This window comes from Hyphomonas sp. (assembly GCF_018402285.1).
Classification (GTDB): domain Bacteria; phylum Pseudomonadota; class Alphaproteobacteria; order Caulobacterales; family Hyphomonadaceae; genus Hyphomonas.
Map to the genome: position 1 here is coordinate 1 of NZ_JAGYJH010000006.1, position 12,488 is coordinate 12,488.

The 12,488-nt window shown below is 60.2% G+C and carries 12 protein-coding genes and 2 tRNA genes; 10 read left to right on the forward strand and 4 right to left on the reverse strand.

What is annotated here, in order from left to right; all coding sequences use genetic code 11:
• Positions 1-2: 2 nt before the first annotated feature.
• Positions 3-76 (reverse strand) — tRNA-Arg (locus KG722_RS11720).
• Between the two features lie 136 nt (positions 77-212).
• On the opposite strand from KG722_RS11720, the gene KG722_RS11725 reads away from it, so the two are divergent.
• Positions 213-1,226 (forward strand): TraB/GumN family protein, encoded by a 1,014-nt coding sequence (locus KG722_RS11725; RefSeq protein ID WP_213271973.1) that lies wholly within the window; start codon positions 213-215, stop codon positions 1,224-1,226.
• 15 nt (positions 1,227-1,241) lie between these two features.
• Here the strand turns inward: KG722_RS11725 and KG722_RS11730 are convergent, their stop codons facing one another.
• The 3 genes from KG722_RS11730 to KG722_RS11740 form a co-directional block, all read right to left on the reverse strand.
• The gene (locus KG722_RS11730; RefSeq protein WP_213271974.1) at positions 1,242-2,054 is read right to left on the reverse strand and encodes an inositol monophosphatase family protein; all 813 of its coding nucleotides are present in this window, start codon (positions 2,052-2,054) and stop codon (positions 1,242-1,244) included.
• A gap of 32 nt (positions 2,055-2,086) precedes the next feature.
• Complete coding sequence (locus KG722_RS11735) at positions 2,087-2,485, reverse strand: helix-turn-helix domain-containing protein (RefSeq protein WP_011645259.1); 399 nt, start codon at positions 2,483-2,485, stop codon at positions 2,087-2,089.
• A 274-nt stretch (positions 2,486-2,759) separates the two neighbouring features.
• Positions 2,760-3,734 carry an N-formylglutamate amidohydrolase gene (locus tag KG722_RS11740; protein ID WP_300998475.1) on the reverse strand — a complete coding sequence of 325 codons (975 nt, stop codon included), beginning with the start codon at positions 3,732-3,734 and terminating at the stop codon, positions 2,760-2,762.
• Between the two features lie 78 nt (positions 3,735-3,812).
• On the opposite strand from KG722_RS11740, the gene cpdR reads away from it, so the two are divergent.
• The 9 genes from cpdR to KG722_RS11785 all read left to right on the forward strand — a co-directional run bounded on the left by cpdR (position 3,813) and on the right by KG722_RS11785 (position 12,484).
• Entirely contained in the window at positions 3,813-4,172 is a 360-nt protein-coding gene (gene cpdR, locus KG722_RS11745; RefSeq protein WP_035600105.1) for a cell cycle two-component system response regulator CpdR, read from the forward strand.
• A 124-nt stretch (positions 4,173-4,296) separates the two neighbouring features.
• A tRNA-Val gene (locus tag KG722_RS11750) sits at positions 4,297-4,371 on the forward strand.
• A gap of 363 nt (positions 4,372-4,734) precedes the next feature.
• Positions 4,735-5,166 carry a DoxX family protein gene (locus tag KG722_RS11755; protein WP_213271975.1) on the forward strand — a complete coding sequence of 144 codons (432 nt, stop codon included), beginning with the start codon at positions 4,735-4,737 and terminating at the stop codon, positions 5,164-5,166.
• Positions 5,167-5,369: 203 nt separating this feature from the next.
• Complete coding sequence (locus KG722_RS11760; protein ID WP_213271976.1) at positions 5,370-5,834, forward strand: rhodanese-like domain-containing protein; 465 nt, start codon at positions 5,370-5,372, stop codon at positions 5,832-5,834.
• Positions 5,835-5,945: 111 nt separating this feature from the next.
• A complete protein-coding gene (locus tag KG722_RS11765; protein WP_300998477.1) occupies positions 5,946-6,902 on the forward strand; it encodes an SDR family NAD(P)-dependent oxidoreductase in 957 nt (318 codons plus the stop codon).
• A gap of 522 nt (positions 6,903-7,424) precedes the next feature.
• A complete protein-coding gene (locus KG722_RS11770; RefSeq protein ID WP_213271978.1) occupies positions 7,425-7,793 on the forward strand; it encodes a TM2 domain-containing protein in 369 nt (122 codons plus the stop codon).
• A gap of 1,648 nt (positions 7,794-9,441) precedes the next feature.
• A complete protein-coding gene (locus tag KG722_RS11775) occupies positions 9,442-10,164 on the forward strand; it encodes a carboxypeptidase-like regulatory domain-containing protein (RefSeq protein ID WP_213271979.1) in 723 nt (240 codons plus the stop codon).
• A gap of 173 nt (positions 10,165-10,337) precedes the next feature.
• Positions 10,338-11,537, forward strand: a complete 1,200-nt coding sequence (locus tag KG722_RS11780) for a cell surface protein (protein ID WP_213271980.1) — start codon at positions 10,338-10,340, stop codon at positions 11,535-11,537.
• Positions 11,534-12,484, forward strand: coding sequence for a DUF6384 family protein (locus tag KG722_RS11785; RefSeq protein ID WP_213271981.1), 951 nt, complete (start codon positions 11,534-11,536; stop codon positions 12,482-12,484). The genes KG722_RS11780 and KG722_RS11785 overlap by 4 nt, the downstream gene beginning before the upstream one ends.
• Positions 12,485-12,488 lie beyond the last annotated feature (4 nt).

Here is a 12,488-nt window from a genome sequence, read left to right on the forward strand (position 1 = left end):
GGCGCACCCAAGAGGATTTGAACCTCTGACCTTTGCCTTCGGAGGGCAACGCTCTATCCAGCTGAGCTATGGGTGCTGCGCACGGCGGTGTTTATGCGATGCGCGCGGGCTGCGCAACCGCGTTTGCCTGAAGCCGGGCATAGACGGGCCGGGGCAGTGCTCTCTATGGTGGTCCCGGAATTCCTGCCCGGCCCGGAAAGGTGCTGCTGAAGATGAAGATGCCCTCTGCCTCCTTCCTGATGGCCGGCTGCGGCTTGTTCCTGATTGCCGGTTGCGAGCCAGCCGCGCCGGGGGCGTCGGCGCGTGAAGAAGCCGCCGCGGCAACTTGTGACGCTTCCCGTCGCGCGGAGCTGCGGGCGATGCGGCCGAATCTCGAGACCGCTGCGCTGGATGCGGCCCGGGAAAGCCGGGGGGATGGCGCGCCTGCGCTCTGGACAATGCGGGACGAGGACACGACCATCCATCTTCTCGGCACGGTGCATCTGCTGCGGCCGGAGTTGGAATGGATGACGCCGGAAATCGAGATGGCGATTGCAAGCGCCGACACCATTGTGTTCGAGGCCGACACAACGAGCCCGGACGCGCAGCGCGAGCTGATGAAGTTCTACACGACGCAGGGCTTTTTCACTGATGGCACGCAGCTGACATCGATGCTGTCGGAGGTAGAAACCCAGGAACTGACGGTGGCGCTGGAAACGATCGGCCTGCCGATCGAGGCACTGCTGCCCTACCAGCCCTGGATGGCAGCGGTGAACATGTCGGTCAAGCAGATGCTGGACGAGGGTTTTGATCCCGAAGCAGGCGTCGAGAAGGTGATCGAGCGGTCGGCCATGGAGCGGGGCGCAGACTTTGCCTTCCTAGAAACGGTGGAAGAACAGCTGGGCGGACTGGCTGGCCTTGGCGAATGCGAACAGGTCGATTTCCTGATGGCTACGGTCGACGGGCTTGGCGAAGGCACCGCGACGCTCGACCTGCTGGTTGATGAATGGGCAGACGGGGACGTGACCGGCCTTGGCCTGATGATGGCAAATCCCGAAATGCTCGGGTCACAGCCGATTTATGATGCGATGATGACGGATCGTAACACCCGGTGGGTGCCCAAGATCACGGCGATGCTGGAACAGCCCGGCACCATCCTGGTTGCCGTTGGCGCGGGACATCTGGCGGGGGAGGATAGCGTCATCAAGATGCTGCGCGACGAAGGATTTGCCGTCGAAGGCCCGTAGCAGATCGGCAGCGGCTCAGTCTGCAGCGCGGCGCAGCGCAAGGAGCGCCTGCACCAGGATGCCCTCACTGGCCGCGCAGACGATCTGGCCGCCGAGCGCCGGGGGCTCGCCTCGCCAGTTGGTGGCGATGCCGCCCGCCCCGCGCACGACCGGGATGAGGGCCGCCACGTCCCAAGCCTTGAGACCGGACTCGGCGACAAGGTCCAGCGTGCCCCCTGCCACCCGCGCATAGGCATAGGCGTCAAGGCCATAGCGGGTGATGCGGGCTGTGGCGCGCAGATGGTTCCAGGCTCCCTGTTCAGGCGGGGTGAAGATGAAGGGGTCCGTAGTCGCGATGGTTGCGGCGCGCAGGTCCGGATTTCCCGAGACACGGATCGGCACGGTCCCGGCCGCGCTCGACATTTCCGCGCCGCCGGGCCAGCCGATATAGCGCTCGCTGACGACTGGCTGGTCGATGACGCCGAGGATGGGCGTGCCTTCCGGGTTCACCAGCGCGATCAGCGTCGTCCAGACGGGCAGACCGCCGACGAAGGCGCGGGTGCCGTCGATGGGGTCGAAATACCAGCGCCAGCCGCTGGCGGAGGCTGTTTCGGGGAATTCCTCACCCGTGACACCGTCGTCGGGACGCTCGGCGGAAATGAGGGCGCGCATCGCCAGTTCGGCGGCGCGGTCTGCTTCGGTGACGGGATCGAAAGCCGAACCGGGGGCGCCGGACTTGTGGTCAACAGCGGCGAGGTTGCGGAAATGTGGTCGGATGGCGGCCCAGGCGGCGTCTGCCAGCCTGTGGGCGAGCGCAATGTCGTCTGCGATGTTGCGGGTAGAGATCATGGGCGAGGCGATGCCTCGCCCATGGGATAAGGTCAAGCAGCGCCGGTGCTGGAGGTGTCCTGCTCGAGCGCTTTTGCAAGCTCCAGCAGGCGGCGGCGGGGACGCTCGCTGAGGCGGTAGTACGCGCGCACCAGTTCCAGCGTCTCTTTCTGGGAGAGGATGTCGCCTTCCATCTGTTCGGCGTCGTTGGCGGCGTTGGGCACAGTGCCCGGCACAACCATGCCGTCATAGAAATACTGGACGGAGACATTCATCGCCCTGGCCAGGTCATACAGGCGGGAGGCGGTAATGCGGTTTGCGCCACACTCGTATTTCTGAATCTGCTGGAAGCGCACGCCCACCTGGGACGCCAGATCCTGCTGTGTCATGCCAAGCAGGCGGCGGCGGCGGCGCAGGCGTTTGCCAACGTGCAGGTCTGTTTCGTCAGCCATGATCCCTCTCCATTCTGGTGCGGGACCGCCAATCAGTCCCAAATCAGGATATTCGCGCAGTTTCTACGCAATTGCCGTGCCGGGGCCGGGAAACTGCCCGAAGATTGGGCATTGCAGGGGGGTGGGCCCGGGTGCGGCGAATAGGTTCTTGGTCGTTTGTGCATCGCAACATAGGTTGAACTTGCACTTCGGTGCAGACGCCTCTGGCGTTTCCTCCCTTTGACTTCGGCCGCGCCTGTTGGCGCGGCCTTTTTTCTTTAAAGTCAGGGTGTTGTCAGCGGGCTGCGAGCTGCTGGATGGCCTCGATCATCTCCGTGATGGCCGAGTCCATGACCGGACGGAGGCTGGCAAAGCGTCCTGACCGGGTGATGGCCTGCTCGTCCATGTACAGGCCGCGATTGATTTCGATCTGGATGGCGTGGACACCGCGTTTCGGGCGGCCATAGCGCCGTGTGGTGTAGCCCCCGGCATAGGGCGCGTTTCGGGCGACCGTCAGCCCGTGATTGCGGAAGGCCCGCTCCAGCCGGTTCACCAGGCGCGGGTCGCAGCTCGATCCGAAGCGGTCGCCGAGCACGATATCGGGCAGGTTCCGCCGGCCCGGCTGTACCGAGGGCATGGAGTGACAGTCGATCAACAGCGCGCGGCCATGGATGTCGCGCCGGGCATCGAGCAGGGCGGTCAATGTGTTGTGATAGACGTCATGGATGCTCGCAAGTCGTTCTTCGCCCTCTGCCTTTGACAGGAGGCGGCCATAGATGGCCTCGCCTTTCGCCCCGACGCGGGGCAGGCAGCCGAGCCCGGCTTCCACCCGCGGTGTCGGCAGGGCACAGGCCCGCGGTGGGCCGTCATGAAACATGGCCGGGTCAAGCTCGTGCGGATCGCGGTTGAGATCGACGACGGATCGCCCGTACCTGGCCACCAGCAGGGCAGCGCCACGGGCGGGCGCGCTTGCAAACAGCTCGTCAACAAAAGCGTCTTCGGTGCGCCGCACATCCATCAGGGGTACGCAGAGCGCTGAAACCATGCACGAAGGATAGAGATTGCCCGAATGGGGGCTGGCGAAGACGACCGGCACACTGTCGCCCTGAGGGACGGACAGGAGGAAGGGCGCGGCGAACCCGGGCGGCTCAACCTGCAGTCCTTCATCAATCGTTAGGATCGGCGACGTATCCGGCATCAGTGCAATGGTTTGAAAATCGTTCGCAAGGTCAAGGCCTTTCAGCGCTCGCGTGTGGTGCCGGTCTTGCATGCCATCATGTTCATCGCCGATTTACCATCGGCAAGCTTAATGTGTTAATTGTGTGAGTCGCACCACAGGGGACCCTGCGTGACCAAGATCCTGCTCGCTGAAGATGATGATTCGATGCGCACCTTCCTTGCCTCGGCGTTGCGCCGGGCAGGACATGACGTGCAGGATTACGCAGACGGTGAAACCGCGCTGCAGGCGCTGGAGCGTGAGGTGTTCGACCTTTTGCTCACCGACATCGTGATGCCCGGCCTTGACGGGATCGAGCTCGCCCGCCGCGGCGCCGAACTCGACCCGGCCATGAAGATCGTCTTCATCACAGGGTTCGCGGCCGTGGCCCTTTCTTCGGGTTCGCCGACGCCGGCCGGCGCCAAGGTGTTGTCCAAGCCCTTCCACCTGCGCGAAATCGTGGAAGAGGTCGACAAGGTGATGGCGGCCTGACACAGCCCCTGCACCGATAATGGCGCCAGCTGCACGTCCTCCATCAAAGGCGGCTTGACGCGCCAGCCCGGATTGTTCATTACGCCACTTCTTCAGGCTTGACCCCAGCGGGTCATTTCCGGAAGGGCGGTTAGCTCAGCGGTAGAGCACTACGTTGACATCGTAGGGGTCACAAGTTCGAACCTTGTACCGCCCACCATTACACCACGGAAAACAAACAGAATTCTGGGATTGGCGCTGTCTTTGGCCAGCCTACGCTCAGCGCGGTTTTCGTGGGTGTCCAAGCCCTACGCCCACCCGCACAGCGCACAAAACAGCATGTTTTGTGCAAGCTGCACGAGCAGGGCAGGCGCGGCGATCAGCGGCCCGGCAGCGTGTCCTGCTTCAGCTCTTGCCCCACGCTGGTTCATTGCTCATTAAAATGGTGTCGGCTGGCTTCAGATTCGGGGCGCTGAATTTGAGGGAGACCCGTGTTGATGCCGAGCGCTCGCTCCCAGTTAAATCCCACCTTAGACGCCAACTACTGAAAAACGCACGCCGAACCTGAAAGGGGACTAAGCGCATGTCGAACGCACTGATCATCGCAGGACGGTTCCTGCTCGGTCTCTACTTTCTCGTGCCCGGACTCATGAAGTTTGCCGCGCCGGACATGCATGTTGCCCTCATGCACATGCACAACGTGCCGCTGGCAGAGCCGCTGATGTGGGTGGCTGCAATAGCAAATGTTGCCGGCGGGCTGCTCCTGATTTCCGGGAGGCATGTTTGCCTGACGGCGCTCGGCTTCGTTGTCTACGTCTTGCTGGTCAATGTGATGCTTCATGACTTCTGGAACAATCACCCGGGCGTTTCAAGCGAACGGGAAACGCAGAATTTCATCAAGAATCTCGGTATAGTTGCAGGGCTGCTGGTTCTCGCTGGCCAAAGCAGACTGCGCTCCTTTACGCACAAAGGATGGTGGCGATCGGACCGGATGGTGAACCGCGATCAGGCGTAACATCTTTGGGGGGAATCTTGAGTAGCTCAAGATGTTGGCAGGCGGAGAGAGGGAAATTGGCTGAGAATGTTTACCGCGTGAGGGGCAGGCCAGGCTCGCCAGCTTGTCCTGCTTCAGCCCTTGCACCCACACTGGTTCATCGCTCATCACAATGGTGGCGGCTGGCTGCAGATCCGTGGCGTTGCATTTAAGGGAGACCCGTAATGATGAGACATGTTGTTGTAGCCCTTTCCATGCTCATGGCGGCGGGTGTGAGCCATGCGGGTGAGCCGATGACACCCGAAGCAGTAGTCGCCGCTGCCCGGGAAGGCGTCACCTTCGTTGACAATGATCACATCACGGCCCGGCAGGCGGCCAATTCAGAGCTGGTACTGTTGGATGTGCGCACCGAGCGTGAGTTCACCATGGGCCGCATTCCTGGTGCCACATGGATGGCGCGCGGTGTCGTCGAGTTCCGCTTGGCCGAAACGATGCGGGACGCAGACGCAGAGATCATCGTCTATTGCGCGACAGGCAGTCGGGCGGCGCTGGTCCAGAAGACCCTTGTGGCCCAAGGCTACCGCAATGTTTCCGCGCATGAAGGCTTTGAGACCTGGGCAGGGGCGCGCCTTCCCGTTGAGAACACTTATGGCACATTCGAACTGATTGAGGCCGTGAAGGGTGACTGATCGGCAGGCATAGTAATCTGTAGGCGGACGGTATGTGTTTCTTGAGTTACTCAAGTTTCGACCGCGGCCACTGGGCAGGGATAAAACAACACACACCTGTAAGGAAAGCGCATGGAATTATTGCGAGACAAAGTAGCACTGGTAACAGGTGCGGGCAGGGGGTTGGGCCGCTGTTATGCACTTGCCATGGCCGAGGCCGGCGCCAGGATCGTCGTCAACGATTTTGGTGGCCAGTTGGACGGGCTTGCTTCCGGCGAAGACCCTGCCGGAGAGGTCGTGCGGGAAATCGAAGCGGCAGGCGGGGTCGCCCTTGCAAACCGCGCCAGCGTTGCGAGTTGGTCAGGCGCTGAAAGCATGATCCGGGATGCGGTCACCGCGTTCGGCAAGATTGATATTGTCGTCAACAATGCCGGGATTTCGCGCAGTGTGGCGCTGGTCGACATGCAGGAGTCCGATGCGGATCTCGAGATCGGTGTTCATCTTAAAGGAGCCTTGGCCACTACGCATTTTGCATCGGCTTGGTGGCATGAAGCAGGTCCGGCGCCGGGCCGAGCCATCATCAACACCACGTCAGCAGCCGGGTTGCATCCCAATTACGGGGGGCAGCTCTATCCTGCTTGCAAGGCTGCCATCGCCGCCCTGACCATGGGCACTGCGCATGAGCTGGCCCATCTAGGGGTCAGAGCCAACGCTATTGCGCCGTGCGCGCGCACTAGAATGGTTGGACGCAGCGCGCTTGTAAGCAGATTGATGCCGCCTACGGACGGCTTTGACCGGCATGCTGCAGAACACATCGCGCCGCTGGTGGTATACCTTGCAAGTTCCAAGTGCCGTTTTACCGGCCGGGTCTTTGCCATGGAGGGGCCGGATGTTGCAACCTACACGCCCTGGAGCGTCGAGAAGCAGTACTCGCAGCCGGGCGGCTGGACTGCAGAAACCCTCGCAGAGGCATTCTCCGCACACGGCGAACAGGCCGAACATGTGGCATTCTTCCCTGGAGGTGCGGTGTCGTTTCGTCTGCCGAGCGGGCGCACCTTGAAAGAACTTGGGCAAGCGGGCGGGGCTTAGAGAATTCTTCTGTGATAAGATTAAAGAAAGTGGTGCTGAACTTCGACCTGCCTACGCTTTGAAGTGTCCGCAGATCGCCGCGATACCCATAACCAGTTGCTTCCGGTTGAGCACGCGGCCAGGCAAGGCCTGCGATCATTCTTCCGGATACAGTTTAGTTTGTGATCGTCGCGGCAACCGGCCACGGCGCTTTCCTTGTTGCGCAGGGTATTTCTCGATGCCGAAGCTCTGCTCTATCTGCGGCCAACTTGTTGCATCCCTACGGGCCTACTTTGGTGTTCCCGGACAAAGCTCACGCATCAGCCATGGCTCGTCAACTTTCTGCTGCTTTTTACATTTCCTGAGAGGAATCGGGTTCCAGCCGAGGCATGCAAGCTCAGAGGTGATCCGGGGTCATTGCCCTGAGCCCATCTTCATTCAATCTTCGACGGCGTCACCTCAACCAGCTGGTGCGCATAGCGCCGTTCAGAGGCATTCAATCATAAATTTTCTTATCCCTTCGGGTTGGTTGCCGCCTTCGCGATGGCCCTCTATCAAAGTGCCTTGTTGCAAAAGGTGCAGCAGGGGAGGGTCAAAGTGAACCGAAAAGCCTATACGCGTGAACTAATGTCGATCTATGCAAACATTCCTGAAGAGCGGCGAGCAGACTTTTCGGCTATATTTGCGGAAAGGGAAAAGAATCAGGTTTTGGCTTTCGGCTGCAATGCTTGGCTTGGCGGTTTGGGGATTGACCGTTTCTATGTCGGGCAGCCTATCCTTGGAGTTATCAAGCTGCTCACCCTGGGTGGCTTTGGGGTTTGGATCCTGATTGACTTCTTCCTAATTGGAGGCGTCGCTAGAGAGCGAAGCATTGAGGTGGCGCATTCTATTCGCGAATCCATGCGTGCTTGAAGGGCAGAGATAATCTGCTCGAGCACAATGTGTGGATCGTGTTCCATAAGGTGATGTGGATCGTCATTGGCCTGAAGGACTTGGCCGGGCTATGTGACAGCTCACACCTGCTGCAGGCACGCTGACGAGGGGTTATCGCAGACTGGCGCGAGTGTTCAGCGTCATGTGGCGTCCTTTCTGCACGGCCCATACCTCCGGCTATTCCAAGAGGGTGGCCCCAGCCAGTCTGCGCATGGCGTCCTCATTGGGTAAAGAGGCCGACATCATCCATGCGTCGTTTGATTTCACTGCCTGGGCATTGGGCGGACGTGGTTCTGTGCAACGTCGTGCGATTGGGCTGAGGGAACGTCAGGCAGGCGAGGACGTCTTCTTCTGCCTCTTCAATCAGCGGGGCGGGCTTGGGCAGTTTTGGTCGCAACTGGCCGGCGCCACTCGCTTCCTTGCAGAGGCATAGTCGCTCTGGGCGAACCCGGCTGCTCTTGTCGACATAGGCTAGGATACTACTCTGGAAATGCACGCAGCAGCGTTCCCGACTGGCATTTGGAGCGCTGGACCTGTCGCTGTTCTGAATAAACAGTAAGCGGAGCACCAGAATGGATGAAGTGCTGGCAGGCGATTGGGTGCTTGTGCTGAGGTGGGACGTTTTGGCTCGTGACCCTTCTTCAGAGACCGGAGGAAAATGTTCCAGGTATATTGGGCTCATTCAGGAAATCGCCGCTCCTGGAAACAGTGAGAATTATGCGGACAAGGAGGAAATTTAACCGGTCAGCTGCTGAGGGGCTGCGCGCGCCTGCCCTTAAAAAAGGAGTGTCACGTATTGACCCCTGTAACAAACTTATCTGGTTTGATTGAGCGGGGTCTACGGAGCGCGGGCGCAGTATCCGGAAATAGCACGCAGGAAAAAAAGGGCGACCATACCACGGAGATGCAATATGGCCGCCCGTTCAAGGACAAGATAGATGGCTACCAACTGGTCACGGAAGTCCAGCTGGAGATAACAAAGTGCCGCGATTATCCCTGCGCGCCAAGCTATTCATCCGGATATTCAAAGTTGAAGATTTGGTAAACCCAAAAATTCAGATGAGCCGCAGATTGGAAAATCAGTAAGCGGATAAAAAGAGCCTGCTCACTCAAAGAATGGGAAATCGCAGTCCATTTTCTCCTGCTGTCGACGTGCATGTTCTGAGCATTTCACGCTTGGTCACGGGCCAGCTATTATTTTTGTTGGAGGGCGCACCTTGCGAAATTGCCAAAGGCACAAAGAGCAGAAACGGGGCAATGATGAACCAGAAGGGCAGTATCAACTGAATTTACCCGTTCGGTCGTGGGATTGCCCATGCTGCATCTTTGTTCTGCGACTGACGGGGGCAACACCAAACGGCGTAGCAGGTCTCCAAAGGCTATATGGTCGACAGCGCCGGGCTTTCCGACGGAAGGGCGCCGAGTGGTGGCTCGGTTCGCTTGAGCAATTTTCTGTTACATTGTCTTTGGGTTTCTGTCTCCGGGATTAGGCCGCAAACGGAACTGGCAGCAGCGCGTTGTGGTAGGTGTGATCGCGCGATTGCTGGGTGGCAGCTAAAACTGCAGCTCTTGCTGTGCTATCGGGCCGCGCTATCGTGTCCTCCTAGGGAATACCAGTGAGGGGACGATGTCAGGATTTGCGACACATGTTTTTGCGGCCTTGATGGCCTGTCTCGGCCTTACGGCCTGCATAAGCCAACGCGAGCATGTGCTTGCGCCGGATGCGCGCGGCATCGTGATCGACGCTTTGCAGAACCAGCCGGTGCAGGGCGCCACGGTTCGGTATCCAGAGGTTGGGGGGCTGGCGCCGGCAATCACAGATGCAGAGGGCAGCTTCACGCTACCGGGACTAACCGACAAGCGCATGATTGTCGCTCTCCCGATGGGCGGTATTTACAGGAGCCTTACCGAGGTTCGGGTTTCCGCAACGGGACTGGCGGATGGGTATGCCAGCGCAGCCTTCATCAATGGGGGACGACCTGCGAAGGCCGTCTACCGGATTGTCGTGCTGATGTTCCCGGCTGCTGCGGCTGAGACCCCACTCCATGAACTGATGCGGGACTGTGTGGAAGGGCCTGAACAGGACCACGCATTGCATCTTGCCGGTTATGTTTCCGCGCTCGACCCGAAGAACCCGCCTGTATGGTTTGATGAGGAAACACCTGAAGCCCTGCTGGAGCATCTCCATCATGCCCTGCCATCCTCCGGATTTATGGCTTGTGAGCGGATGAGCGAAGCCTACGAGATGTTCAAGACGCAGACAGAGCCGCTGGAGGCGATCCGGAGAGCCGCCTATATTGAAAGCCTGCCTCTTCATCTAAGGCCGTCTCCAGAGCCCGGGAGCGAGTGATGCAGGCTGCTGCTTGTGGGGCTGAAGCCCTATAGCCGATGCCTTCCGATAAGGCGTGACGCAAAAGATTCAATAATCGAAATTTGCCGTTTTTCGATAAATACTTCTTGCGAAGACGGCCTGCTTTGCTACCTTTCCGCTAAGTCCGCAGTTCCGCGGGAAACATCGGAGGCATGAGCAAGATGGCCCAGGCGACAAGCCCCTCGGCACTTCAGTATCTCGACAAGGCAATGGGCGGGCTGAAACAGCTTGGCCTGGTGCCTGACAGTTCAAAGAGCGGGGCCGCGCCGATCGTGGCGCTGCTGGAGCAGATTGCCGACCTTGAACCGGAGAAGGTGGCGGCGATTGCCCGCACGCTGGATCAGGCAAGCCTCTTCAATGACGTGGTGCGCGAGCAGGTCGCCGGCATCACCGTCGGTGAGCGGTATGAAGGGATCACGACCGCCTTCAACTCCATCCGCGATGATGCCAAATCCCTCGTCGACCAGTATGCCGATGGCAAGATTTCGACGATGGAACGCGTCTCGAATGTCTGGATGAAGATGACGCGGGGCGATATCGCCAGCCGTTTCGGCAGGATCAAGGATCTTTATCTCGAGGTTCAGAACGAGTCGGCCAACCAGATCGACCGCGAACGTAAGATCCTGGAAGCCTATCTCGACTTCCGCGGAGCGATGAAACAGTCTGAAGTACTGGCGCTGGAAGTGCTCAAGGCGGCTGAAGGAGAGCTGGACGCGGCCAAGGCCAAGGTGAGCGAAGCAGTGGCGGCAGTGGCCGGCTATGCGGGGGAAGACCCTGCTGAGCGCGCGCGGCTGGAACTTGCCCGCGATGAGCAGCTGCGCCTGCTGCAGGCCGAGGAGAAGCGCTACCAGATTTCCAAGGATCTCTCCGACAACATAACCATCGGCTACAACACATCTGAAGTGATCATGGCACGCCTCGTTCAGACGACGAATGCCAAGGAGCGGGTCTATGCCCAGTCGGTAAGCTTCTTCTCGACCAATGAGATCGTTCTGACGGCGTTGACCGCGAGCTTCACCGGCATGCACGGCCTGCATGAGTCCACGCAGACACTTGAAGCGATGAAGAAGGGCGTAGATCAGAGCCTGGAAGTGCTCGCCGACATTGGCGGGCAGGTGCAGGAAGCGGCTGTCCGGGCGGGCTATGGCCCGACGGTCTCGGCGGCCTCGGTCAAGATGCTGGTGGAGAGTGTCGTCTCTTATCAGGAACGTGCCCAGACGATCATTGCCGAAATGCGCAAGCTATCGACCGAGAACTCGAAAGAGATCCGTGAAGCGGTCGAAGATGGCAAGCGCCGCCTGACCAAGCTCGTTGAAGAGGGCGCAACGCTCGCGCTGCTTCCCAAGCCGTGAGCACGCCTGCCGCTCCGGCGATCCGTGACAGGAACACGCTCGACGACGTCCTCCTTGCGATGGACGTCGTCGACACCCTGCGTCACCGTGAACAGCTTGTGCTGAGCGAGCTGGACGCGGGCGCGCGGGAGGCGGCACTATTGGGGCGGCTAAAGGAAATCTATGCAGCGCAGGGCATTGATGTGCCCGAGCAGATACTCAAGGAGGGCGTGAAGGCCCTGGAGGAACGGCGGTTCATATATGAGCCGCCCAAGCCGTCCATCGCCGTCAGCCTGGCGAAGATATACATAGCGCGCGGGCGCTGGATGGCGCCGCTGATCCTGGCTGTGATCGCGCTGGGCTCTCTTGGCGCAGCCTGGCATCTGGGCGTTGCCGTGCCCGAGCAGGAACGGGCTGAAGCTGCGCGGGTGGAACTTGCTCAAACGCTGCCCTCCGAGACCGGACGGTTGCATCGCGAGGTAACGGCGTTGGCGCTGGAAGAGGCGGCGCGCCTAAAGGCGGACGCATTGAAAGCCGACGCAGACCGCGCGATTGCTGCGGGCGACCTGACAGCGGCCCGCACTGCGCGCGACGCTCTTGCCCTGCTGCAGCAGGATCTGGCCGCGGTGTATGATGTGCGGGTCGTTTATGGGCCGGGGGAAGCGCGCTCAGGCGTATTCCGCATTCCCGAGGACGTACCCGGCGGGCGCAATTATTACCTGATTGTCGAGGCGGTCGATCCAGCCGGACGTCTGGTGGAGGTGCTGGTATCCAGCGAAGAGGATCGCCGGTCCGACCGTGTGACACGCTGGGGGCAGAGGGTCAGTGAGGCCGTGTTCGAGTCGGTCGCCGATGACAAAGGCGACGATCAGATCATCCAGAACTCCGTCATCGGACGCAAATCGCAGGGGTATGTTTCGCCGCAATACACGGTTGAAACGCCCGGCGGCGCGATACTGGAGTGGTGATGCC

Coding starts and splice junctions, on each gene's coding strand:
- KG722_RS11725 (WP_213271973.1), top strand. CDS start 213: ATGAAGATGCCCTCTGCCTCCTTCCTGATGGCCGGCTGCGGCTTGTTC.
- KG722_RS11770 (WP_213271978.1), top strand. CDS start 7,425: ATGGCCCTCTATCAAAGTGCCTTGTTGCAAAAGGTGCAGCAGGGGAGG.
- KG722_RS11760 (WP_213271976.1), top strand. CDS start 5,370: ATGATGAGACATGTTGTTGTAGCCCTTTCCATGCTCATGGCGGCGGGT.
- KG722_RS11735 (WP_011645259.1), bottom strand. CDS start 2,485: ATGGCTGACGAAACAGACCTGCACGTTGGCAAACGCCTGCGCCGCCGC.
- KG722_RS11780 (WP_213271980.1), top strand. CDS start 10,338: ATGAGCAAGATGGCCCAGGCGACAAGCCCCTCGGCACTTCAGTATCTC.
- KG722_RS11740 (WP_300998475.1), bottom strand. CDS start 3,734: ATGCAAGACCGGCACCACACGCGAGCGCTGAAAGGCCTTGACCTTGCG.
- KG722_RS11775 (WP_213271979.1), top strand. CDS start 9,442: ATGTCAGGATTTGCGACACATGTTTTTGCGGCCTTGATGGCCTGTCTC.
- KG722_RS11730 (WP_213271974.1), bottom strand. CDS start 2,054: ATGATCTCTACCCGCAACATCGCAGACGACATTGCGCTCGCCCACAGG.
- KG722_RS11765 (WP_300998477.1), top strand. CDS start 5,946: ATGGAATTATTGCGAGACAAAGTAGCACTGGTAACAGGTGCGGGCAGG.
- KG722_RS11755 (WP_213271975.1), top strand. CDS start 4,735: ATGTCGAACGCACTGATCATCGCAGGACGGTTCCTGCTCGGTCTCTAC.